This window comes from Polymorphospora sp. NPDC050346 (genome assembly GCF_040655695.1).
Taxonomy (GTDB): domain Bacteria; phylum Actinomycetota; class Actinomycetes; order Mycobacteriales; family Micromonosporaceae; genus Polymorphospora; species Polymorphospora lycopeni.
In genome coordinates, this window is record NZ_JBFAKM010000040.1 from 1 (window position 1) to 22,967 (window position 22,967).

General features: G+C 71.7%; 22 protein-coding genes. 11 read left to right on the forward strand and 11 right to left on the reverse strand.

The window, feature by feature from the left end; all coding sequences use genetic code 11:
* Positions 1-198: 198 nt before the first annotated feature.
* The 3 genes from AB0I42_RS30400 to AB0I42_RS30410 are packed head-to-tail and all read left to right on the forward strand — an operon-like array spanning position 199 to position 3,286.
* Positions 199-1,479, forward strand: a complete 1,281-nt coding sequence (locus tag AB0I42_RS30400; RefSeq protein WP_357542662.1) for a sugar ABC transporter substrate-binding protein — start codon at positions 199-201, stop codon at positions 1,477-1,479.
* A complete protein-coding gene (locus tag AB0I42_RS30405) occupies positions 1,476-2,459 on the forward strand; it encodes a sugar ABC transporter permease (RefSeq protein ID WP_357542664.1) in 984 nt (327 codons plus the stop codon). The genes AB0I42_RS30400 and AB0I42_RS30405 overlap by 4 nt, the downstream gene beginning before the upstream one ends.
* A complete protein-coding gene (locus tag AB0I42_RS30410; RefSeq protein WP_357542666.1) occupies positions 2,456-3,286 on the forward strand; it encodes a carbohydrate ABC transporter permease in 831 nt (276 codons plus the stop codon). The genes AB0I42_RS30405 and AB0I42_RS30410 overlap by 4 nt, the downstream gene beginning before the upstream one ends.
* A gap of 75 nt (positions 3,287-3,361) precedes the next feature.
* Here AB0I42_RS30410 and AB0I42_RS30415 read toward each other — a convergent pair whose 3' ends face one another.
* From AB0I42_RS30415 to AB0I42_RS30435, 5 genes are all read right to left on the reverse strand, one after another.
* On the reverse strand, positions 3,362-3,676 hold the full coding sequence (locus AB0I42_RS30415) for a transcriptional regulator (RefSeq protein WP_357542668.1): 315 nt from the start codon (positions 3,674-3,676) through the stop codon (positions 3,362-3,364).
* Positions 3,673-4,152: a hypothetical protein gene (locus AB0I42_RS30420; RefSeq protein WP_357542670.1), complete on the reverse strand. Its 480-nt coding sequence runs from the start codon at positions 4,150-4,152 to the stop codon at positions 3,673-3,675. The genes AB0I42_RS30415 and AB0I42_RS30420 overlap by 4 nt, the downstream gene beginning before the upstream one ends.
* 150 nt (positions 4,153-4,302) lie before the next feature.
* Complete coding sequence (locus AB0I42_RS30425; protein WP_212821770.1) at positions 4,303-5,214, reverse strand: phytanoyl-CoA dioxygenase family protein; 912 nt, start codon at positions 5,212-5,214, stop codon at positions 4,303-4,305.
* A 269-nt stretch (positions 5,215-5,483) separates the two neighbouring features.
* On the reverse strand, positions 5,484-6,371 hold the full coding sequence (locus AB0I42_RS30430) for a hypothetical protein (protein WP_357542672.1): 888 nt from the start codon (positions 6,369-6,371) through the stop codon (positions 5,484-5,486).
* A gap of 117 nt (positions 6,372-6,488) precedes the next feature.
* Positions 6,489-7,274: an enoyl-CoA hydratase-related protein gene (locus tag AB0I42_RS30435; protein WP_357542674.1), complete on the reverse strand. Its 786-nt coding sequence runs from the start codon at positions 7,272-7,274 to the stop codon at positions 6,489-6,491.
* A gap of 17 nt (positions 7,275-7,291) precedes the next feature.
* Here AB0I42_RS30435 and hemW point away from each other — a divergent pair, with 17 nt between their 5' ends.
* Positions 7,292-8,515 (forward strand): radical SAM family heme chaperone HemW, encoded by a 1,224-nt coding sequence (hemW, locus tag AB0I42_RS30440; protein WP_357542676.1) that lies wholly within the window; start codon positions 7,292-7,294, stop codon positions 8,513-8,515.
* A gap of 163 nt (positions 8,516-8,678) precedes the next feature.
* On the opposite strand, the gene AB0I42_RS30445 is transcribed toward hemW, so the two are convergent.
* Entirely contained in the window at positions 8,679-9,368 is a 690-nt protein-coding gene (locus tag AB0I42_RS30445) for a DUF4870 domain-containing protein (protein WP_357542678.1), read from the reverse strand.
* Between the two features lie 467 nt (positions 9,369-9,835).
* Between AB0I42_RS30445 and hrcA the strand changes: the two genes are divergently transcribed.
* From hrcA to AB0I42_RS30460, 3 genes are all read left to right on the forward strand, one after another.
* Positions 9,836-10,858, forward strand: coding sequence for a heat-inducible transcriptional repressor HrcA (gene hrcA / locus AB0I42_RS30450; protein WP_357542680.1), 1,023 nt, complete (start codon positions 9,836-9,838; stop codon positions 10,856-10,858).
* 94 nt (positions 10,859-10,952) lie between these two features.
* A complete protein-coding gene (gene dnaJ / locus AB0I42_RS30455) occupies positions 10,953-12,086 on the forward strand; it encodes a molecular chaperone DnaJ (protein WP_357542794.1) in 1,134 nt (377 codons plus the stop codon).
* 37 nt (positions 12,087-12,123) lie between these two features.
* Positions 12,124-12,858, forward strand: a complete 735-nt coding sequence (locus AB0I42_RS30460) for a 16S rRNA (uracil(1498)-N(3))-methyltransferase (RefSeq protein WP_357542682.1) — start codon at positions 12,124-12,126, stop codon at positions 12,856-12,858.
* A 66-nt stretch (positions 12,859-12,924) separates the two neighbouring features.
* Here the strand turns inward: AB0I42_RS30460 and ppk2 are convergent, their stop codons facing one another.
* The gene (gene ppk2 / locus AB0I42_RS30465) at positions 12,925-13,842 is read right to left on the reverse strand and encodes a polyphosphate kinase 2 (RefSeq protein WP_357542684.1); all 918 of its coding nucleotides are present in this window, start codon (positions 13,840-13,842) and stop codon (positions 12,925-12,927) included.
* Positions 13,843-13,962: 120 nt separating this feature from the next.
* Positions 13,963-15,780: a substrate-binding and VWA domain-containing protein gene (locus AB0I42_RS30470; protein ID WP_357542686.1), complete on the reverse strand. Its 1,818-nt coding sequence runs from the start codon at positions 15,778-15,780 to the stop codon at positions 13,963-13,965.
* A gap of 155 nt (positions 15,781-15,935) precedes the next feature.
* On the opposite strand from AB0I42_RS30470, the gene AB0I42_RS30475 reads away from it, so the two are divergent.
* Complete coding sequence (locus AB0I42_RS30475; RefSeq protein ID WP_357542688.1) at positions 15,936-16,640, forward strand: GntR family transcriptional regulator; 705 nt, start codon at positions 15,936-15,938, stop codon at positions 16,638-16,640.
* A 3-nt stretch (positions 16,641-16,643) separates the two neighbouring features.
* Here AB0I42_RS30475 and AB0I42_RS30480 read toward each other — a convergent pair whose 3' ends face one another.
* From AB0I42_RS30480 to AB0I42_RS30490, 3 genes are all read right to left on the reverse strand, one after another.
* Positions 16,644-17,690 carry a hypothetical protein gene (locus AB0I42_RS30480; protein ID WP_357542690.1) on the reverse strand — a complete coding sequence of 349 codons (1,047 nt, stop codon included), beginning with the start codon at positions 17,688-17,690 and terminating at the stop codon, positions 16,644-16,646.
* A 378-nt stretch (positions 17,691-18,068) separates the two neighbouring features.
* Positions 18,069-18,854 (reverse strand): serine protease, encoded by a 786-nt coding sequence (locus AB0I42_RS30485; protein WP_357542692.1) that lies wholly within the window; start codon positions 18,852-18,854, stop codon positions 18,069-18,071.
* A gap of 141 nt (positions 18,855-18,995) precedes the next feature.
* Positions 18,996-19,745, reverse strand: a complete 750-nt coding sequence (locus AB0I42_RS30490) for an SDR family oxidoreductase (protein ID WP_357542694.1) — start codon at positions 19,743-19,745, stop codon at positions 18,996-18,998.
* Positions 19,746-19,812: 67 nt separating this feature from the next.
* Between AB0I42_RS30490 and AB0I42_RS30495 the strand changes: the two genes are divergently transcribed.
* The 3 genes from AB0I42_RS30495 to AB0I42_RS30505 all read left to right on the forward strand — a co-directional run bounded on the left by AB0I42_RS30495 (position 19,813) and on the right by AB0I42_RS30505 (position 22,959).
* A complete protein-coding gene (locus tag AB0I42_RS30495) occupies positions 19,813-20,163 on the forward strand; it encodes a histidine triad nucleotide-binding protein (protein ID WP_357542696.1) in 351 nt (116 codons plus the stop codon).
* A gap of 7 nt (positions 20,164-20,170) precedes the next feature.
* Positions 20,171-21,565 carry a serine hydrolase domain-containing protein gene (locus AB0I42_RS30500; protein WP_357542698.1) on the forward strand — a complete coding sequence of 465 codons (1,395 nt, stop codon included), beginning with the start codon at positions 20,171-20,173 and terminating at the stop codon, positions 21,563-21,565.
* A 341-nt stretch (positions 21,566-21,906) separates the two neighbouring features.
* Positions 21,907-22,959 (forward strand): PhoH family protein, encoded by a 1,053-nt coding sequence (locus AB0I42_RS30505; protein ID WP_357542700.1) that lies wholly within the window; start codon positions 21,907-21,909, stop codon positions 22,957-22,959.
* The last annotated feature ends 8 nt before the right edge of the window (positions 22,960-22,967 follow it).

Below are 22,967 nucleotides of genomic sequence, written 5' to 3' on the forward strand. Positions count from 1 at the left end.
TGACCGGCGCTCTCCACTTCTTCACGACACCCTCCCCTACCCGGCATTTACCTTCCCCGCCGCACCCTAGTAGGAAAATTTCCTCTACGTTGCTGCCCGGTGCCCGCCGTGAAGTGACCCGGACCACCCCCTGTCGTAAAGGAAATTTTCCTACTAGGGTGCGGCGGGGAAGGTAAATGCCGGGTAGGGGAGGGTGTCGTGAAGAAGTGGAGAGCGCCGGTCACCGCCGTGGTGGCCTCGGCCGCGATGCTGCTCACCGCGTGTGGCGGCGGTGACGAGGCGGCCGACACCAGCAAGCTCACGGTCTGGATGATGGGCGAGGGCAGCGAGACGCAGACCGCGTTCCTCGCCGAGGTCGAGGCGGAGTTCCAGCGCAAGCACCCCGACACCGACGTGGTGGTGCAGTACATCCCGTGGCTGGAGGCGCCGAAGAAGTTCCAGGCCGCGCTCGCCGGCGGTGAGGGCCCGGACGTCACCGAACTCGGCAACACCGAGACGCAGGGCTGGGCGGCGCAGGAGGCGCTGGCCGACATCAGCGACCGGATGGCCGGCTGGACCGAGGGCAAGGACATCCTGCCCGACCTGGTGAAGAACGCCCAGCTCGACGGCAAGCAGTACGGCGTGCCGTGGTACGCCGGCGTCCGCGGCATCTACTACCGCACCGACTGGTTCGCCGAGGCCGGTGTCACCAAGCCGCCGACGACCTGGGAGGAGTTGATCGCCGCCGGCAAGGCGGTGCAGGCCAAGCGGCCCGACGCCTACGGCATCGCCCTGCCCGGCAATTCCGAGTTGCCCTTCTACTCGTTCCTGTGGGCCGCCGGCGGCGAGATCGCCACCGGCAGCGGCACCAACTGGAAGTCCGGCTACACCAGCCCGCAGGCGCAGTCCGCGGTGAAGTTCTGGACCGAGATGGTCACCGTCCACAAGATCGCCCCACCGGCCGCCGCCGGGTGGAACGAGGTCGACGCCCGTACCCAGTTCGCCACCGGGAAGGCGGCGATGGCGTTCGCCGGCAGTTGGCAGCAGGGTGCGATCAAGAAGGACAACCCCGACATCGAGAAGGTGTGGGGCACCTTCCCGATCCCCGGCCCGAACGGCCAGCCGGCACCGGCCTTCGCCGGCGGCTCGGACGTCGCGATCTGGGAGGACAGCAAGGTCAAGGACCTGGCCTGGGACTACACCACCATCCTGCTCAACAAGACCAACGCCCAGAAGTTCGCCGACAGCGTGGGCTTCTTCCCGGTCTACCAGGACCTCGTGGGCAGCGAGAAGTATGCCGGTGACAAGATCATGGCCGCCTTCGCGACCACGATGAAGAGCACCAAGCTGACCCCGATGACGCCCAAGTGGGTCGAGGTCAGCCGGAACCGGACGGTCACCCAGGCCATGAACAGCTCGATCATGAAGGGGCAGAAGACGGTCGAACAGGCCACCGCCGATGCCGCCGCCGAGATGGAAAGCATCCTCAACGCGCAGTGACGACGCTGACCAAGGCACCCGAGAGCGCCGCCGGGCGGGCGACCCCCGCCCGGCGGCGCCGCCGGCTGGACCACGTGCCGTACCTGCTGCTGCTGCCCTGCGCGCTGGTCATCGGCGTACTGCTGCTCTGGCCGCTCGGCCAGGTCGTGGTGATGTCGCTGTACGACCTGGACAGCGTCCGCCAGGTGCGCGGCGAGCGCGAGTGGCCGTGGGCCGGCCTGGGCAACTACGCCGAGATCCTCGGCGACCCGTTCTTCCGTACGGTGCTGCGCAACACCGTGCTCTTCGCGGCCGCGAACGTGGTCCTCACGATGATCCTGGGGACCCTGGTCGGCCTGCTGCTCAACCGGCTCGGCCGGCGGATGGCGACCTTCGTCGGCAGTTGCGTGATGCTGGCCTGGGCCACCCCGGCGCTGACCGGCGCGATCGTCTGGAAGTGGATCTTCGACGACACCAGTGGCCTGGTCACCTGGTTCTTCAACGCACTGCCCGACGGGCTGTCCGAGGCGCTCTTCGGCCGCGCCAACTGGACCGGTTACGGCTGGTTCAACGATCCGCTGCTCTTCTTCGCCATCCTGACCCTGGTCGTGGTCTGGCACTCGTTCCCGTTCATCGCGGTGAGCGTGCTGGCCGGCCTGAAGAGCGTGCCGAGTGAACTGCACGAGGCGGCCCGGGTCGACGGCGCCGGCCCCTGGAAGGTCTTCTGGTCGATCACCTTCCCGCTGCTGCGGCCGGTCTTCGGCATCCTGGTGGTGCTGTCGACCATCTGGGACTTCAAGGTCTTCACCCAGCAGTACGCGCTGGCCGGCGGCACCCAGGACCGGTCGACGTACATGCTGAGCATCTACTCGTACGCCACGGCCTTCTCGCCCCCGCCCAAGTACGGCCTGGGGTCGGCGGCCGCCGTCATCCTCACGCTGATCCTGCTGGTCGTCACCGGGTTCTACATCCGGGCCCTGCTCAAGCAGGAGGAGCTGTGAAGCGCGCCGCCCTGAACGCGACCGGTCTGCTGGTCGCGCTGTTCGCGGTCTTCCCGGTCTTCTGGATGATCTCGACGTCGTTCAAGCCCAACCGGGAGATCTTCTCGTCGACGCCGCAGCCGGTGCCGCGCGAGCCGACGCTGCAGCACTACCGGGAGATCCTCACCGGCAACCTGATCCCGGGCGTCACGTTCACCGACTTCTTCGTCAACAGCCTGCTGGTCGCGGTCGCGACCGTGCTCGTCAGCGGGCTGATCGCCCTGCTGGCCGCGACGGCGGTGGCGCGCTTCCGGTTCCGGCTCCGCACCTCGTTCCTGATCATGCTGCTGGTGGTGCAGATGATCCCGCTGGAGGCGCTGGTCATCCCGCTGTTCTTCATGATCCAGCGGCTCGGGCTCTACAACACCCTGCCGAGCCTGATCCTGACGTACATCGGGTTCTCGCTGCCGTTCGCGGTGTGGATGCTGCGCGGGTTCGTGGCCGCCGTACCGAAGGAACTGGAGGAGGCCGCCGCCATCGACGGGGCCAACCGGGCGCAGACGTTCTGGCGCATCCTGCTGCCGCTGGTCGCCCCCGGCCTGGTCGCGACCAGCATCTTCTCGTTCATCGTCGCGTGGAACGAGCTGATCTTCGCGTTGACCTTCATCAACGACCAGAACCGTTACACCCTGCCGGTGGCGATGACGTTCTTCTTCGGCCGCGACGACACCGCCTGGGGATCGGTCATGGCCGCCTCCACGCTGCTCACCCTGCCGGTGATGATCTTCTTCATCGCGGTGCAGCGGCGGATGGTCTCCGGCCTGGTGGCCGGCGCCGTCAAGGGCTGACCCGGCCGGGTCCGCCAAGGGCCGACCGGCCGGGGCCGCGCCCGCCCGAACGGCCGGTCGGGTCCGCGCCGGCCCTCACGGGACGAGCCGGGTGTCGACGCCGGCACGGGCGACGATCTCCTGCAGGGCCGCCACGTGCCCGGCGAAGGCGGCCCGTCCGGCCGGGGTGAGCCGTACGGTGGTCTGCGCCCGCTTGCCGACGAAGGCCTTGCGGATCTGCACGTAGCCCGCCTCCTCCAGGGTGGTCAGCTGCTTGGACAGCGCCGAGTCGGACAGGCCGACGCTGTCGCGGACGTATCTGAACTCGGCCCACTCGGTGGCGCCGAGCAGGCTGACGATGGACAGCCGGGTGGGGGCGTGGATCAGTTCGTCGAAGCGGGGCGCGGTCACCGCAGCCCGCCGACCGGCCGTGAACTCATCACCCGCCGCAGGTAGCGCATCAGCAGCGGACCGCCGATGACCATGGCCAGGGCGACGGCCGCCGCGCCGACCGTCCCCGGTAGCGGCACGCCCAGTGCGTGCACGCCGAACGCGACCCCGAGCCCGACGGCCACCAGGCCGAGCGTCAGGCCGGTGATGGCCAGTCCGCCGCGGGCGCCGATCAGGTTGTTGCGGATCTGGGGGCCGCCGCGCCGCAGGAGCGCGAAGATCAGCGTGGCGAGACCGACGGCGTAGACCACCGAGCCGGTGGCGACCAGCCAGGGGATCTCGCTCTCGATGCTGCCGATGAAGGCGACCAGCAGGACGCCGAGGGTGGCCCAGAACCAGTCGGGGACGACTTGGGTGCCCGCCACCTGGTCGCGTCGGTGGCGGACCTCCTGGAGGGCGCGGGCGGCCTCGCCGGCCGGGATCGGGTCGGGTTTCATGGCGGTCTCCCACTTCACCGTCGGGCTAGTGCTTTCCTGATAGGAAAGTAGCAGTCCACTTTCCCGGCGGGCAAGTCCTTTCCTCGGTGGCCGGGTACGCGGAGAGGCCCCCGCCGCGAACGCGGCGGGGGCCTCTCGACGTCGTACGGATCAGCGCAGCCAGGGGATGCTGCGGTCGAGCAGACCGCGCTCCTTCAGCTCCTTGCGCAGCGGGATCTCGTCGTCGACGTACCCGTTCCAGTTGATGCCCCAGTAGTTGGCGGTGTGGGTGCCCTCGCCGAGCAGCTGCCGCTGGACCGGGGTGCGGTTCTGGTACCACTCGCCGGCCAGGTCGGGGTGCAGTTCGTCGAGCGGCCGGATCCACCGGTAGGTGTAGCCGACGAAGAGCATCTTGCGGGTGATGTTCGACAGGTTCGTCGACCGCGAGTGCCACTGGCGGCGGTCGAAGATGAACGCGTCACCCGGGTTGGCGGTGATCTCCACGGTCCCCTCGGGGTCCGGGTTGTGCACCGTCAGGTCGGTCGGCCGGGGCAGCGAGTTCCACAGGTGGCTGCCCGGGATGACCTTGGTGGCGCCCCGGCCGTTCTCCGACAGGTCGGAGAGGACGTAGGCGACCTTGAGCGAGAACATGGGCCGCGGCAGGTTCGGGTCCATGGTCTCGGGGTCCGAGTTCTGCCGGTAGCCGTCCTGGTGCCAGCCCCAGTACGGCTTCTCCGGCTCCAGCGCCGGCGGCGTCACGTCGAGGTGGTTGTGGTGGGTGTAGATGTTCCACCCGGCCAGGCCCCACATGTACGGGAAGGCGATCGGGTGGGTGAGGAGCTGGCCGAAGAGTTCGTCGCGCTCCAGGAAGCCCAGCAGGTGCAGCGTGCCGTCCTTGGTGGTGTTGCCGGCCGCCTTCTCCTCCGCGTAGACACGGTCGACAGCCGCCTCGAGCGCGGCGCGGTGATCCTCCGTCAGCACGTTGCGCAGGAGCAGGAAACCCTGCTCGTGGAATTCCTTGCGGTCGACGTCACTGATCGGTTCGTAACCGGTCCGGCCACCGTAATCGAACACGGCGTTCATTCCCTCCGCCTAGCGAAGCCTTTCGGCACAGGCTGCCGATCGTAACCCCAGGGCCGAGCGCCGACATCGGGCCGAATGGCACTGTTTCGCCGACTCGGGCCAATCCCTTACGTGAAGAGAGCGTGCGATTACTTAGTGTCGCTGAGTGCTGTTGATGGTTCGGGATAAAGGACCATTTGCCGGATTGTGCGGTGACTGTAGGTCAGTAAGGCTCGCCTGTTTTGACCGGTCAGGAGTCGCCGAAGACCCTGGCGACGATTTTCGACCGGTCAGGAGTCGCCGAAGACCTCGGCGACGACCTCGCCCGCCCCGGTCGTTCCGTCGATGCGTGACCACTCGCCCTCGTTGGCCGTCCACTCCCGGTCACCGAAGCGCACCCGCTTCACCCCGTGGTCGCCCGCGTGCGACACCAGCCAGTGCGCGTAACGCCAACCGACCCGGCTGTCGGCGGCCGACACCGTCAACCCGAGAAGCTCCGCCGGGCTCGCCGTCTGCACCTCGCCCCAGTCCAGCACCAGGCCGTTGACCAGGCCCGCCGCCGCCGCGTTGCCGCGAACCACCGGCTCCCGGGCGACCGAGCAGGCCACCGCGCCCACGGTGTTGCCCACCAGGGCACTGGCCAGCAACTGCGACTCGTCCTTCCACTGCTCGTACAACTCCGGGAAGGCCGAACGCTGGACCGCCTGAGCGGCCTCGGTGACCCGCATCTCCTCCCAGCCGCGCACCTTCTTCAGCCCGGCGTAGAACTTCGTCGCCGCGTAACGAGGGTCACGGATCTGTTCCGGAGTGCCCCAACCCTGGCTCGGCCGCTGCTGGAACAGCCCGATGGAGTCGCGGTCGCCGCCGGCCAGGTTCTCCAGCTTCGACTCCTGGAACGCGGTCGCCAGCGCCACCACGACCGCCTCCTCCGACATGCCCATCGTCACGCCGACCGCCGAAATCGTGGCCGCGTTGGCCATCTGCTCCGGGTTGAGGGTCAGGTCGGTCGCCGCGCCGGCGGGCAACTGGTCGGCCGGCGCGGCGACGGTGCAACTGCGGGCCGGCCGGGGCAGCGGTATGTCGATACCGAAGTCGGTCCTGCCGAGGTACACGCCAAGCCCGGCGACCGCCGCCAGTGCCACGAAACCGCCCACCGCTGCCCGAGTACGCACCGTCACCCCCTGTTGAGTCGTCGCCAAGCGTACGTCCGGTTGTGCGATATACCGCGTTCGGTGAGCGGTATGGCGCTATCCGGGGAGTCCCGCCGAGCGGCCGGCTGGTGCCGCGCAACCCATTCAGGTCTGTGGAAGCCAGGAAGGCGGACGCTTTTCCCGGAAGGCGGCCACCCCCTCGCGCCCCTCTTCGGACAGGAAATAGCCGGTCGACAGTGCGGAAAGTTCCGCAACCTCATTACGGACGGTAGTCGCCTCGCGGCGCCGGAGCAGCTCTTTCGCACCGGCGAGGGCCCGGGGCGCACCGCGGACCAGGGCCGCGCAGTACTCGCCGACCACCTCGTCGAGGGTGTCCGCCGGCACCGCCGCGGTCACCAGCCCCACCTCGGCGGCCCGTCGCCCGTCGAAGGTCTCACCGGTCAGGTACAGCTCGGCGGCCGCGCGCGGCGCCAGCCGGGGCAGCACGGTCGCCGAGATCACCGCCGGGACCACCCCGATCCGCACCTCGGTGAACGCGAACGTCGCCGTGTCCGCGCAGACCGCGATGTCGGCCGCCGCCACCAGCCCCAGGCCGCCCGCCCGTGCCGCGCCGCCGACCCGGGCCACCACCGGCTTCGGGCACTCCCACAGCGCCGCCAGCACGTCACCCAGCATCCCGGCCGGGACCGTGCCGCTGGCGTACGCGGCGGCGGTCTCCTTCAGGTCGGCGCCGGAACAGAAGACCGGGCCGGTGTGCGAGAGCACCACCACCCGGACCGTGTCGTCGGCCACGGCCGCGTCGAGCGCCCGGAGCAGTTCGGTCATCAGCGGGGTGGACAGCGCGTTGCGGTTGGGCGGGCTGTCCAGCGTCAGCATCGTCACCCCGGCCCGGGTGGTGACCCGGACGAGGGCGTCGTCGGCAGTAGGCATGCGGGCACACTAGTCGCATGCCAGGCGAACTTCCCGATGGACAACCCGTGCCCGCCGACGGGTCGCTGCCGCCCGCCGCCCTCGCCGCGGTCGGCCGCCAGCGGTTCGGCGTGTACGTGCACGTCCCCTTCTGCGCCAGCCGGTGCGGCTACTGCGACTTCAACACGTACACGGCGCAGGAACTGGGCGGCGGGGTGCGCCGGGAGACGTACGCCGACAGCGTGCTGGCCGAGCTGGACCTCGCCGCCCGGGTGCTCGGCGACAACCCGCCGCCCCGGATCGACACCGTCTTCGTCGGCGGCGGCACCCCCACCCTGCTGCCCGCCGACGACCTGGCCCGGATCCTGGAGCGGATCGACGCCACCTGGGGCCTCGCGCCGGACGCCGAGGTCACCACCGAGGCCAACCCGGAGTCGGTGACCCCGGAGTCGCTCAAGACACTGCGGGCCGCCGGCTACACCCGGATCTCGCTGGGCATGCAGTCGGCCGCCCCCGGCGTGCTCGCGGTGCTCGACCGTCGGCACACCGCCGGCCGGGCCACCGCCGCCGCCGCCGAGGCCCGCGACGCCGGCTTCGACCACGTCAACCTCGACCTGATCTACGGCACGCCGGGGGAGAGCGCCGACGACTTCGCCGCGTCGCTGGCGGCCGTGGTGGCCGCCGGGGTCGACCACGTGAGCGCGTACGCGCTGATCGTGGAGGACGGCACCCGGCTGGCCGCCCGGATGGGGCGCGGCGAACTGCCGTACCCGTCGGACGACGTGGCGGCCGACCGCTACCTGGCCGCCGAGGCCGCCCTCGGCGCGGCCGGCTTCTCCTGGTACGAGGTGTCGAACTGGGCGACGTCGCCGGACGCCCGCTGCCGGCACAACCTGCTCTACTGGACCGGCGGCGACTGGTGGGGGCTCGGGCCGGGGGCGCACAGCCACGTCGGCGGGGTGCGCTGGTGGAACGTCAAGCACCCGTCGGCGTACGCGGCCCGGCTGGCCGACGGTGCCTCGCCCGGCCAGGGGCGCGAGATGCTCTCCGGCACCGACCGGCACACCGAGGACGTGATGCTGCGGCTCCGGCTGGCGACCGGCCTGCCGCTGCCGGTGCTCGACGACGCCGGGCGGGTCGCGGCGCGGCGGGCGCTCGCCGACGGGCTGCTCGACGGGGCCGCGTACGACGCCGGCCGGGCGGTGCTGACCCTGCGCGGCCGGTTGCTGGCCGACGCGGTCGTACGCGACCTTCTGCCCTGAGGGCGGCCGGTCCTGCCCTGAGGGCGGCCGGCCACCGGGCGGACGCGGAGGCCGACGGACCCGACCCGACCCGGGCCGGCCCGTCACCTTGCCGGTACGGCGGCGGGCCGGCACGACGACGGGCCCGGCACACGCGTGCCGGGCCCGTCGTGGGAGTGCGGGGTTACTTGATCCAGTTCGGCGACATCGGGTACTTGTAGAGCTGTCCCTCGTTGGCCTTCATGCCGCCCAGGATCCCGAAGATGATCTGGATCGCGAAGACGATCAGGCTCGGGATGAAGAGCAGGCACCAGCTCACGAAGAGCAGCAGGAAGGCGATCCCCGACCAGAGCACCTGGAAGTTGAGCGCGGCCAGCGCGTGCGCGCGCACCGTCGGCGACTGCTGGCCCTTGGCCAGGTAGGAGATCAGCGGGCCGACGAAGCCCAGCGGGCCCACGCTGATCAGCGCGCCGACCGCGCCGCCGAAGTGGGCGATCAGCGCCCACGTCTTCTCGTCGCTGTTGGCGTAGCCGGCCGGGGCCGGGCCGCCGCCGTAGTAGCCACCACCCTGCGGGGGGTAGCCGCCACCCTGGGGCGGATAGCCCCCGCCCTGGGGCGGGTAACCGCCACCGGGCGGCGGGTAGCCCTGGCCGGGGGGCGGGTAGCCGCCCGCACCGGAACTGGGCGGCGGGTAGCCGCCCGCGCCGGACGAGGGCGGCGGGTAGCCACCGGCTCCGGAACCCGGCGGCGGGTAGGCGCCGCCGCCGGAGGCGGGAGCGTCGTGCTGCGGGTTGTTCTGCTTCGAGAGGTCGGGCGCGCCGTACTGCTGGCCGCCGGCCGGCGGGAAGCCGGGGGAGGGCGCCTCGCCCGGCACTGAGTAGGACCCGGGCGTCAGAGGAGCCGTGGGGTCCGGCGGAACCGATCCGGGATTTCCGTCTCCCGGAGGGCGAGGTGGTTCAGTCATGAGGCCACGGTAGGGGGCGGCATCAACCAACGCCACACGACACCCGGGCCACTTCCCGCGGGCCGGGCGCCACTTTCCGGACCGGCTCGCCGTTGAGCTGTCGTCACGGCGTGGTGACCGGGTGGTGGACGGGCCGGCCGTCGAGCTGTGTCACGGCGTGATGACCGTGGTGGAATTCCGGCTGACTGTCTGGAATACGGCTTTCGTACCTGATATCGATCATCGCCTGGCCAGGGTTGGCGTCGTAGACTGGCACTCATCCCGGTCGAGTGCCAGCATGTCGAGGGTCGGCATGGCGGATGTCATGCGCGCGGCACGGCCCGGCGGTCACCCGCCACGCACCGGGGGCCGGCGCGATCGGGGGCAGGGAGGTGGAGATGGGACTCGACGACCGCAAGCTCGACGTCCTGCGGGCGATAGTCGAGGACTACGTCGCCACGCAGGAGCCGGTCGGCAGCAAGGCGCTGGTCGAGCGGCACCAGCTCGGCGTCTCGCCGGCGACCGTACGCAACGACATGGCGGTGCTGGAGGAAGAGGGCTACATCCGCCAGCCGCACACCAGTGCCGGCCGGGTCCCGACCGACCGGGGCTACCGGCTCTTCGTCGACCGCCTGTCCCGCGTGAAGCCACTGACCCCGGCCGAGCGGCGGGCCATCGAGCGGTTCCTGGTCGGCGCGGTCGACCTCGACGACGTCGTGCACCGGACCGTACGGCTGCTCGCCCAGCTCACCCGGCAGGTCGCCGTCGTGCAGTACCCGAGCCTGGCCCGTTCGTCGGTGCGCCACCTGGAACTGGTGCCGATCTCGACCACCCGGCTGATGCTGGTCATGATCGCCGACACCGGCCGGGTCGAGCAGCGGCTGGTCGAGCTGCCCGGGCCGGTGGCCGCCGACGACGTCACCGACCTGCGCCGCCGGGTCAACGAGAAGCTCTGCGGTGAGAAGCTCGCCGACACCCCGCCGCTGGTGCAGGCCCTGGTCGAAGAGGTGCCGCAGACCGTACGTCCGGCGATGACGACGCTGTCGACGGTGCTGCTGGAGACCCTGGTCGAGCGGCACGAGGAGCGCATCGCGCTCGCCGGCACCGCCAACCTGACGCGCGGCGGGCTGCTCGACTTCCAGGGGTCGCTGCGGCCGATCCTCGAGGCGCTTGAAGAGGAGGTCATCCTTCTCAAGCTCATCGGCGAGGTCGAACCCAGCACCCTGCGGGTCCGGATCGGCGACGAGAACGAGATCGACAACCTGCGGGCCGCCTCCGTGGTCAGCACCGGCTACGGCCCGGGAGCCACCATCGTCGGTGGGCTGGGCGTGCTCGGGCCGACCCGGATGGACTACCCCGGCACCATCGCCACGGTGCGCGCCGTGGCACGCTACGTAGGCGACCTGTTGGCGCAGAACTGAGACCGACGCACGGCGGCGGCGCAGACTCGGGCGGCGCGGCAGCACCAGCGATCAGGCCGGCAAACGCGAGACCGATATGAGGACACCAGACGCAGTGGCCAAGGACTACTACGGGATTCTCGGCGTCAGCCGGGAAGCCTCTGACGACGAGATCAAGCGGGCCTACCGGAAATTGGCCCGCCAATACCATCCGGACGTCAACCCGGACCCCGAAGCGCACGAGAAGTTCAAGGACATCAACGCGGCGTACGAGGTCCTCTCCGACGACCGGAAGCGGCAGATCGTCGACCTCGGTGGCGACCCGCTCGCCCCGGGCGGAGGCGGGGCTGGCGGTGGCGCCGGGGCCGGCCCGTTCGTGGGCTTCCAGGACATCATGGACGCCTTCTTCGGCGCGGCCGGCGGCACCCGCGGCCCGCGGCCGCGCACCCGGCCGGGTGCCGACGCCATCCTGCGGCTCGAACTCGACCTGGTGGAGACCGCCTTCGGCGTCGAGGCGCCGATCACCGTCGACACCGCCGTGCTCTGCACCACGTGCAGCGGCGCCGGCACGGCCGCCGGCACCCACCTCGCCACCTGCGAGGCGTGCGGCGGCCGGGGCGAGGTGCAGTCGGTGCAGCGGACCTTCCTCGGCCAGGTCGTCTCGGCCCGGCCCTGCACGGCCTGCCAGGGCTACGGCACCGTCATCCCGCACCCGTGCGGCACGTGTGCCGGCGAGGGCCGGGTCCGCACCCGCCGGTCGCTCACCGTCAAGATCCCGGCCGGGGTCGAGGACGGCATGCGGATCCGGCTGGCCCAGCAGGGCGAGGTCGGCCCCGGTGGCGGCACGCCCGGCGACCTCTACGTCGAGATCCACGAGCGGGTCCACGACGTCTACTCCCGCAAGGGCGACGACCTGCACTGCCGGGTCACCGTCCCGATGACGGCGGCGGCGCTGGGCACCCGGCTGACCATCAAGACGCTGGACAGCGAGGAGCCGGTCGACGTCAAGGCCGGCACCCAACCCGGTTCGACGATGCGGCTGCGGGCGCGGGGCGTACCGCACCTGCGGGGCACCGGTCGCGGCGATCTCTACGTGCATCTCGACGTACGAACCCCGACCAAGCTCGACGTCGAGCAGGAGCGGATGCTGCGCGACTTCGCCAAGACCCGGGGCGAGGAGGTGGCCGAACTCAGCAAGCAGGGCGGCTTCTTCTCCCGGATGCGCGACGCCTTCAACGGGCACGGCTGACGGTCGCCGGCCGGCCCGGTCCGGCTAGCCTGTCCCCGTGTCCGCGCCGCTGTTCCTCGTCGAGGCCCTGCCCACCACCGACCGGCACACCCTCGGCGGCCCCGAGGGGCACCACGCGGCGACCGTCCAGCGCCTGCGGGTCGGCGAGCCGCTGCTGCTCGCCGACGGCCGGGGCGGCACCGCGTCCGCCGAGGTCGTCGCCGTCGGCCGGGGCACCCTGGACGTGCGGGTCACCGACCGGAGCCACGTCGACCGCCCCGACCCCCGGCTCACCGTCGTGCAGGGCATCGCGAAGGGCGACCGGGGCGAACTCGCCGTACAGGCGATGACCGAGGTCGGCGTCGACACGATCGTGCCCTGGGCGGCGGCCCGCTCGGTGGTCCGGTGGCGCGACGGGCGTGGCGCCCGGGCCCGGGACCGCTGGGCCGCGACCGCCCGCGAGGCGGCCAAGCAGGCCCGCCGCCCGTGGTTGCCGGCGGTCGCCGGCGATCCCGACGAGTCCACCGCGGTGGTGGCCCGGCGGCTCGCGGCCGGCGCGGCGGCGTACGTGCTGCACGAGGAGGCCACCGAGCGCCTGTCGACCGTCGACCTGCCGGCAACGGGGGAGATCACGCTGGTGGTCGGCCCCGAGGGGGGTATCGACCGGGCCGAGGTCGACACGTTCACCGCCGCCGGGGCGGTGCCGGTACGCCTCGGCGAGGCGGTGCTGCGTACGTCGACGGCCGGTGTCGCCGCCCTCGCGGTCCTGGCCACCCGCCTCGGCCGCTGGTGACGCCGGCCTTTCGCGCGGTGGTGACGGCCGCGGCGCCCCGCGCTCCGGTGGCCGGCGATGCCGGGGTCAGAGCCGGGGAAACACGTGCACCGGCTGGTCGTCGGGGCGTAGGTCGAGCCCGGCCGGGCCGACGATCAGCGGGTCGGGGATGCCGACCGCTTCGGGGTCCTTGTCGGTGTAGTCGAACCGGGCCAGCACGTGCCGCATCGCCTCGAGCCGGGCGCGTTTCTTGTCGTTGCTCTTGACCACGGTCCACGGCGCGTCGGCGGTGTCGGTCCAGAAGAACATCGCCTCCTTCGCCTCGGTGTAGTCGTCCCACCTGTCCAGCGAGGCGAGGTCCATCGGCGACAGCTTCCACTGGCGGACCGGGTCGACCTGGCGGATCGCGAACCGGGTCCGCTGCTCGTTCTGCGACACCGAGAACCAGAACTTGACCAGCCGGAGGCCGGAGCGTACGAGCATCCGCTCGAACTCGGGCGCCTGCCGCAGGAACTCCAGGTATTCGCGGCGGGTGCAGAAGCCCATCACCCGCTCGACGCCGGCCCGGTTGTACCAGGAGCGGTCGAACAGCACGATCTCGCCGGCCGCCGGCAGGTGCCGGATCCAGCGTTGCAGGTACCACTGGCTGCTTTCCCGCTCGTTCGGCTTGTTGAGCGCGACGACCTGTGCCCCGCGGGGGTTGAGGTGTTCCATGAAGCGTTTGATCGTGCCGCCCTTGCCGGCCGCGTCCCGCCCCTCGAAGAGGATCACCAGTCGTTCGCCCGACTCCTTGATCCACTCCTGGAGTTTGAGCAGTTCGATCTGGAGCCGGCGTTTCGCCTGGTCGTACTCCTCCCGGCCGAGCCGGTGGTCGTACGGGTAGTCCTCGCGCCAGGTGTCGACCGGACGCCCGTCGGCCCGCAGCAGGACCGGGTCGTCGTCGTGGTCCTCCTCGACCCGGTAGTCGGCCAGCACGTCGAGCAGTTCGCCCGTCTCGTCACCCATGGGCTACGGATACCCATTGGCGGGCCGCCCCATCCGTGCCACGGGGCGCCAGTCGGTGCCCGGCGGCCGGGCGGCCGCGACGGCACCGCCGCGGCCGCCGGACCCGACCGGGCCCGAGGATCAGAAGTTGCTCAGCACCGAGATGAACACCTTATCGATGGTGTCCGGATCACGGGCGTCGTACGCGGCCGCGCGGGACGCCTTCGAGATCTTCTCCAGCACCCCGAGGTCGGACTTGTCGCCGAACGCGATCGAGAAGATCCGTACCGACTGCTCCCGGCCGGTCGCGTCGAGGTCGCGCAGCAACTGGTCGAGGTCGTTGTCGCGCGGGTATTCGTTGCGGCCGTCGGTGAGCACCACCACCGCGTTGATCCGGTCGGGGCTGAACCGCTCCAGCATGTGGTCGTGCGCGTCCCGGATGGTGCTGTAGAGCCCGGTGCCGCCCTCCGGGCGCAGCGCGCCGATCGCCGTGGTCAGCTTCGCCTTGCTGTCGCCGATGCGGGACAACGGCACCCGTTCGGTGTAGGGCTTCGTCGCGCCGCGCGCCGGTGTCGAGAACGTCCAGAGGGCGACCTCGTCCTCCGGATGCAGCAGGTCCAGCGCCTGGGTCGCGGCCTGCTTCGCCGCCTCCATCTTGGTCTTGCCGGAACCGGTGTGCTCCTCCATCGAGCCGGAGACGTCGAGCACCAGCATGACCTGCGCCTTCTTGCGCAGGGTGTCCCAGCCGTCGAGGATCTTCGCCAGGATCTCCGGCCCGGGGGAGCTGATCGTCGACGGGGCGGTGCCGGCGGGCGCGCCCACCGACCGGGCCCGGGCCTCGTCGAGGTGGCCGTCCTGGTCCCGGAAGCCCAGCTCGACGAAGCGGCGCTGCTGGTTCTCGTGCTGCAGGTACGACAGGAAGTCGGCGGCCGCCGCCCGCTGGTCGTCGCTGGCCGACGGCAGCGTCACGTACGGGTGGTCGAGCATCAGCATGCCGTCGGCGGGGTGCACCGCGACCAGCGGCACCTGCGGCTTGCGCCCCTTGCCGAACAGGGCCCGGTCGCCCAGCGGGTTGCCCTCGTTGTAGAGGTGGACCAGCTGCTCCTGGAGCACCACGGCGCTGACGTACGACATCGCCCGTCCCTGCGCGTCGACCTCGGCGAGGTTGGCGAGGAACTTCATCGACTCGTCGGCGTAGTGCAGCACGCCGCCCTCGACGCTGCGGACGAAGTCCATCACCTTCGGGTCGGTGATGTCGGCGGCGACCAGGTCGCTCGACCGTCCGGTGGCGGCGTAGTAGGTGGTGACGGTGGCGGCCAGGCCGGAGGTGGACAGGTGCGGGTTGTCCTTGCCGAAGGCGAACCGGCCCCACTCGGGGCGCCCCCGGGAACCCCATCCGTCCGGGTCGGAGGACAGGGCGAGGACGTCGGACCAGCCGATCTTCGCGTTGGGCCAGCCGAGCGCCTCGGCCATCGGCTTCGGCATCGCCAGCACCACCGGGCTCTGTGCCACCGGCGGCCGGTCGCCGTCGATGCGTACCGGGTTGTCGGTGGCCGCGCCACGCTGTTCGAGCAGGTCGAGCCAGAGCGACGAACTCGGGCTCCAGACCTGGGGGACCGGGGCGCCGTCGCGCTCCGGGTCCCAGCCGCTCGCGATCGCGTCCATCGCCGCGCCCGACGTGGTCTTGTGGACGCTGACGACCGCGCAGCGGCCGTCGAAGGTGCGCCCGGTGTCGTTGTAGCTGTCGGCCAACTCGGCCATCAGGTCGCCCTTTTCGAGCGACGCGTTGACCTCGATCGGGACGCAGTCCCCACGGGCCGCCCGGTCGCCGCCGGTGCCGGAGCCCTCCGTCCCGTCGGGGCGTAACACCAGGTAGGTGCCGACGACCGCGACCAGACCGACGACGATGGCGACGATCAGTGGAAGCCGGCGGTTGCCGCCGGCGGCGGGGTAGGTCATGGGTGGACCTCCAGGGGCAGGCGGCTGGTCCGGGAGCTGGTCGTGCGCGGCGCCCGGACGACCGATACGTGTTGCCGCCCGAGCTTATTAGGATCGTTCAACAATCCGGGTTCCAGGATATCGGCGACAGGCAATTGCTGGCCCCGGGAGGTGGCGTGGCGAAGCTGGTCGGGACACCGGCGACCGTCCGTATCGGAAGGGCGGACCGTACCGAATCCGAGCGTGCGGGCGCATCCGCGCGGGCTGCCGGCCGGCTGCGCGAGATGATCCGGGCCGGCCGGATACGCCCCGGCGATCGGTTGTCCGAAGAGGAGTGGGCGGGCGCACTGGAGGTCTCCCGCAACACGCTGCGCGAGGCGTTCCGCCTGCTCGGCCACGAGAAGCTGGTCGTGCACGAGTTGAACCGCGGGGTCTCGGTACGTCGCCTCGGGGTGGACGACGTGATCGACATCTACCGGGTGCGGCGGCTGGTCGAGTGCGCCGCCGTCGGTCGGGTGGCCACCGCCACCCCGGCCGACCTGGGGCGGCTGCGCGCCGCGGTGGCCGAGGGCGACCGCGCGGCGGCGTGCGGGGAGTGGCTCGACGTCGGCACCGCCAACATCCACTTCCATCAGGCGATCGCGGCCCTGCTCGGCAGCCCACGGGTCGACGAGACGATGGGGCAGATCCTCGCCGAGCTGCGGCTGGCCTTCCACGCCATGCCCGACGAGCGGGCGTTCCACCTGCCGTACGTCGGGTGGAACCGGCGGCTGTTCACCCTCATCGTCGACGGCGGGGCCGACGCGGCCGGGGCCGAGCTGGAGATCTACCTGGCGGCGGCGGAGCGCCAGCTCGTCGGCGCGTACCCGGCCGGCCGCTAGCGGTCACACGTTCTCGACGGCCCGGTAGCCGAAGCCGTCGCCGGGGGCGAGTCCGATGAGCCGGTCGAGGGTGGCCTGGGTCTTGGTCCCCCACATCTTCGACAGCACCCAGGTGCGGTCGCCGTCGTGCAGCGGATGGTCGAGGAACCAGCGCAGCGGTCGGTCCTCGGCGCCGGGATAGTGGGCGACGAACGCGTCGAGGAGTTCCGGCCCGGACATGGTGCCGGGCAGGTCCACGAAGCGGCCGCGGGGCAGGACGCCGGAGAGGGTGGCCCCGCTCACCCCGGCCCGATGCAGGCCGGTGACCATGGCCAGCAGCGCCCAGCGCTTCAGCAGCGGTTCGCTGGAGCCGGCCGGGGTCGTGACGACGTAGGAAGTCCGCTCCCGGCCGTCGGCCCGCGCGGCACGTGCCTCGGTCTGCCGGCGACGCAGTTGGACGGTCAGTTCGCCGGCCTCCGGCAGCGGGATGACGTGCTGCACGTCCAGCAGCAGGCGGTCGCCGACCCGGTACGGGGTCAACCGCACGCAGCGGATGTCGAGGCCGTACACGTCGGTGAGCCAGAGCACGGTCGTGGTGATCTCCCGGTCGAACCCGGCGGAGACCAGGACGACCCGGACCTCCCGGCTGAGGGTGGGCTCCTCACTGTCGTGGAGCCAGTCCGTCAACCGGTTGCGGGCGTCGTCGACCGCGTCGGGCTCGACCCGGCCGAGGTAGTGCTCGTAGTGCTCCACCAGGTCGCGGAAGGTCATGGCCGAGACCATGGCGGCGTATCGCAGGGCCTGCAGTTCCAGGTGTCCGCCGTCGGTGGTGCGCTTGAGTTCGATCACCACGAGCCGGCCCTCGCGGTCGATCCCCAACAGATCGATACGACGTTTGGCCTCGGTGAACGCGCCGAACTCCTCGGCGACGACCAGGATGTCGTCGGCGATCACCGCGATCTGGGCCCGCAGCAGCCGCTGCAGGTCACCACGCTCCAGCACCTGCTCGACCGCGAAGGTCGTCTTCGGTACGGCGACGATCGTGTCCGGCCGCATCTCGAACAACGGCACTCGGCTGTCCTCTCGGCTGGTCCGTTCCCACCCGGTCGACGGCCGGCGGCGGTCAGGCTGTGCGCCGCCCCGACGAGGTGGTCGCCGGGATCGTACGCCAGCCGCCGCCGCACACCTGGAACGTAAGTTCGGGCCGCGGCACGCCGCTCGCCCGGGGCGGCCCGGACCGTGGCGAAGCCAGCGGCCGGTCGCCGGACGGCTGCGCGGGCTCGACGTACACCTGCACCATCCCGCGGCCCGGCCCTCCGGCCGGGAAACCTGGTGGGCAGGACCTCGTCGGCCCTTCCCGCGTGACAGCGCCGCCCCGTCCGCGTTGGCGGGCGGGGCGGCGCCGGTGGGCGGCGACGCGGCCGGTCGTCGGCTGCGGGGGTCGACCGGCTATATGCTGGCCGCCGCCGAGGCGATCTGCGCCGCGAAGGTGCTGACCTCGGTGTAGACGCCGGGGTAGTTCGGGCGGGCGCAGCCCCGGCCGTAGCTGACGATGCCGACCTGGATCCAGGCGCCGGCCGCGTCCGGGCGGAACATCGGGCCGCCGGAGTCGCCCTGGCAGGTGTCGATGCCGCCGCCGGTGTAGCCGGCGCAGATCTCCTCGGCCAGGACCATGCTCGGGTACGACGTCCGGCACGTGCTGTCCGGCACGAACGGCACCTGGGCCTTCAGCAGGTAGCGCTGCTGCGGGCCACCCTCGTAGGGCGCGCCCCAGCCGGCGACGGTGAAGGTGCCGTTGTTGTAGGCGGTGGTGGTCGCGATCGGCAGCGTCGCCAGGCCGGTGACCGGGCTCTGCAGCTTGATCAGCGCCCAGTCCTTGCCGACGCCGTTGTAGCCGGGGGCCCGGTAGACGTACGACGACCGCCGGGTGATCCGGCTGGTCGACTGCAGGTCGACGACGCCGAGGGTGGCGGTGATGCTGGTGTTGGCCCCGGTCCGCCCCACACAGTGGGCGGCGGTCAGGACGATCTGCGGGGTGTAGAGCGACCCGCCGCAGCCCATCGACAGCCGCACCATGAAGGGGAACTCGCCCTGGGCGGCGCGGGTGCCGCCGACGACGAACGGGGTGACGTCACCGGCGGTGGCCGGTGCGGCGGAGGCGGGGACCGCGCCGGCGAAGGTGAACGCGGTCAGGGCGGCGGCGACGGCGCCGACGAGTCTGTGCCAACGAACCATGGAAGTCCTCCCGGCCATGGTGGCGGTGTGCCGGCGGCACCCCGCGGATCAGGTAACCGGGAGCCTACGAATACATATTGACGTTAAGCAATGCGTTGGTTCATCCCGGCTGACTCATAACGCCGGTGTGCCGTCACCCGCTCAGCTACGTAGGTAGGACGCGCCGTTGAGGTCGACGATCGTGCCCGACGCCCACTCCGCGCCCGGGGAGGCCAGCCAGAACACCGCCTCGGCGATCTCCTCCGGCCGGGCCACCCGGCCGAACGGGCTCTGCGCGCGGATCTCGTCGCCGCGCGGCGGCTTCAGGTGCTCGTTGGTCATGTCGGTCGCCACGAACCCGGGCGCCACCGTGGCGACCGCTATGCCGTACGGGGCGAGGGCCACCGCGAGCGACTGGCCGAGCGCGTTCAGCCCCGCCTTGCTGGCGCCGTACGCCGGCTGCCCCGGCTCGCCGCGGAACGCCCCGCGCGAGGAGACGTTGACGATCCGCCCGCCGCGTTCGCGCATGTGCCGCGCCGCGCACCAGATCGCGTTGGCGGCGCCGACCAGGTTGGTGTCCAGGGTCCGCCGCCACTCGTGCTGCCACTGCTCGTAGCTGGTGTCGAAGATGCCGTGTGGGGTGTAGACACCGGCGTTGTTGACCAGCACGTCGAGCCCGCCGAACTGTTCCGCCGCACCGTCGACGGCGGCGCGCACCTGCTCGGGGTCGGCCAGGTCGGCGCGTACGACGATGTGGCCGGCGCCGGGCAGCGACGCGACCAGCTCCCCGGCGAGGTCCGCGGAATCGCGGTGGTGCACGGCGACCCGGTCGCCGTGCTGCGCGAACAGCGCCGCGACCGCCCGTCCGATGCCCCTGGAAGCCCCGGTGACCAGCACCGCCCGTCCCGTCATGCCGAGCATCATGCCGTACGCCGTGCCGCGGCGGCGGGGGCGGCCCGGCGCGCCTACCATGCGGAACGTGAACAACGACTGCCTCTTCTGCCGCATCGTCGCTGGCGACATCCCCGCCACGGTCGTCCGCGAGACCGAACACACCCTCGCCTTCCGCGACATCAACCCGCAGGCGCCGGTACACGTGCTGGTGATCCCCAAGGAGCACTACAGCGACGTGGTCGCCCTCGCCGAGGGCGACCCCACCCTCGCCGCCGAGGTGCTGGCCACGGCCGCCGTCGTGGCCGAGACCGAGGGCCTGCTCACCGGCGGGTTCCGCACCATCTTCAACACCGGCGGGTACGGCGGCCAGGAGGTCTTCCACGTTCACGCGCACCTGCTCGGCGGCACACCGCTGGGCCCGATGGTGGCCCGGTAGGCGCGGGGTGGCGGGCGTGAACCAGCGGCTGGAACGGCTGGTCCGGCGTACCCAGGCGCAGGCGCGGGTGCCGGCGCTCTCGGTGGCGCTGCACCGTGCCGACCGTCCGTTGTGGACCTGCACGGTCGGTGGCACGGGCAACGAGAACCCGCTCGGCCCGGACACCGTCTTCCGGATCGGCTCGGTCACCAAGACGCTGACGGCGGTGCTGGTCATGCAGTGCCGCGACGACGGGCTGCTCGACCTCGACGACCCGATCGGCCGGCACCTCGACGTGCCCGCGCACGGCACGGCGACCGTACGCCGGCTGCTGTCGCACACCGCCGGCCTGCAACGCGAGCCGTACGGCGACATCTGGGACACGCTGCGCTCGCCCGACGTACCCGAGCTGCTGGCCGACCTGGCGCGGATCGACCGGGCGCTGCCCCCGGCCCGCCGGTTCCACTACTCCAACCTCGGCCTGGCGCTGCTCGGGCACGCCGTCGCCCGGCTGCGTGGCGGCACCTGGGCCGAGGTGCTCGCCGACCGGGTGCTGCGGCCGCTGGAGCTGTCGTCGACCACGGTGTATCCCGGCCCGGGGGCGGCGACCGGGTTCCTGGTCGACGCCTATTCCGACCACGCCCGACCGGAACCGCGCCTCGACCTCGGCGCGCTCGGCCCGGCCGCGCAGTTGTGGAGCACCGCGACGGACATGGCCCGCTGGGCGGCGTTCCTCGCCGACCCGGCCGTGGTCGACCCGTCCGGTGCGGTGTTGGCCCCGGCCACCCTCGACGAGATGCGCTGGCCGCTGACCACCACCGACGAGGCGTCCTGGCAGGCCGGCTTCGGACTCGGGCTGATCCTGCTTCCGCAGCGGCCGGCGGAGCCGGTGGCCGGCGAGCGGATCGTGCACGTCGGGCACGACGGGGCGATGCCCGGCTTCCTGTCGTCGGTCTACGGGCGGCGGGGCGGCGGCGCGACGCCGAAGGCGATGGGCTGCGCGGTGCTCGCCTCCTCGGGCACCTCCGACGAGATCAACGAACTGTCGCACCGGCTGCTGGCCGCGGCGGTCGAGGACGACCCCGCCGAGGTGACCGCCTGGGTGCCGGGGGAGGCGCCGCCGCCGGCCTACCGGTCGGTGCTGGGGCACTGGTGGGGCGAGGGGTTCCCGTTCGTGTTCTTCTGGCGCGACGGCGCGCTGCGGGCCCGGGCCGCCGACGCGCCGGCCGGTGCGCCGCCGGCGGTGTTCGCGCCGCTGCCGGACCGGCCGGACGTGCTGCGTACGGTGTCCGGGCGGGAGACCGGCGAGCTGTTGCGGCTGACCCGGGACGCGGCCGGGCGGGTGGTCCGGATGCACTGGGCGACCTACCGGTTCACCCGGACGCAGGAGACGTTCGACGGGGTCACGACGTACGAGCTCTGAGTGTTTCGTACTGTTTCGTCCGGTGGTGGTGGGTGACCGCCCACCACCACCGGCGGGTCGGCGGTACGGGCGAAAATGGCCCGGGTCATCCCGCCGCGGAACCGATACGATGGCAGGACGGTTCGTAAACACCGCAGGTGCGGTGCGGTAAGAACCAGCGCGCCGCACCCGCGGCGCGAGCGACGACAGTGCGCCGCCCGTGCGGCGCCGAGCAACGACAGCGCCGCCCACGCGGCGCGAGCAACGAGAACGCGCCGCCCACGCGGCGTGAGGAACGACAGTGCGCCGCCCGCGCGGCGCCGAGACCGAGAGCAGGTGGCGCAGGGCCCGCGGCCCGACCTATGTCCGGCACCCCATCACCCGGGCCGGCCCGGGTGCAGACCAGGATCACGGTTCCTGACTCGCAGATTATGGTCAACCTGCTGGGTGCAGGTGACGAGATCCTGCGCCTCATCGAACGGTCCGTCGCGAGCGACGTCCACGTGCGCGGCAACGAGATCACCATCACCGGCGCCGTCGCGGACAACGCGGTCGCCGAGCGGCTCTTCGCCGAACTGCTCGAGCTGATCCAGAAGGGCGAGACACTGACCACCGACGCCGTCCGCCGCACCGTGGGCATGCTCGAGCAGGGTGGTGAGGAGCGTCCCGCCGACGTCCTCACGCTCAACATCCTCTCCCGGCGCGGGCGCACCATCCGCCCCAAGACGCTCGGCCAGAAGCGCTACGTCGACTCGATCGACGGGCACACCATCGTCTTCGGCATCGGGCCCGCCGGCACCGGCAAGACCTACCTGGCGATGGCCAAGGCGGTCCAGGCGTTGCAGGCCAAGCAGGTCAACCGGATCATCCTGACCCGGCCGGCGGTCGAGGCCGGTGAGCGGCTGGGCTTCCTGCCCGGCACCCTCTTCGAGAAGATCGACCCCTACCTGCGTCCGCTCTACGACGCGCTGCACGACATGCTCGACCCCGACTCGATCCCGAAGCTGATGGCGGCGGGCACGATCGAGGTCGCCCCGCTGGCCTACATGCGCGGCCGCACCCTCAACGACGCGTTCATCATCCTCGACGAGGCGCAGAACACCACGCCCGAGCAGATGAAGATGTTCCTCACCCGGCTCGGGTTCGGCTCGAAGATCGTCGTCACCGGCGACATCACCCAGGTCGACCTGCCCGGCGGCACGACCAGCGGCCTGCGGGTCGTGCGGGACATCCTCCAGGGCGTCGAAGACGTGCACTTCGCCCAGCTCAGCAGCACCGACGTGGTGCGGCACCGGCTGGTCAGCGACATCGTCGACGCGTACGCCCGCTACGACGCCGACCGCGAGGCCCAGCAGCAGGGCCAGGGTGTCCACGCCGTACCCGGTCGCGCCGCGCGTGCCGGCCGGCGCCGCTAGCCGTCAAC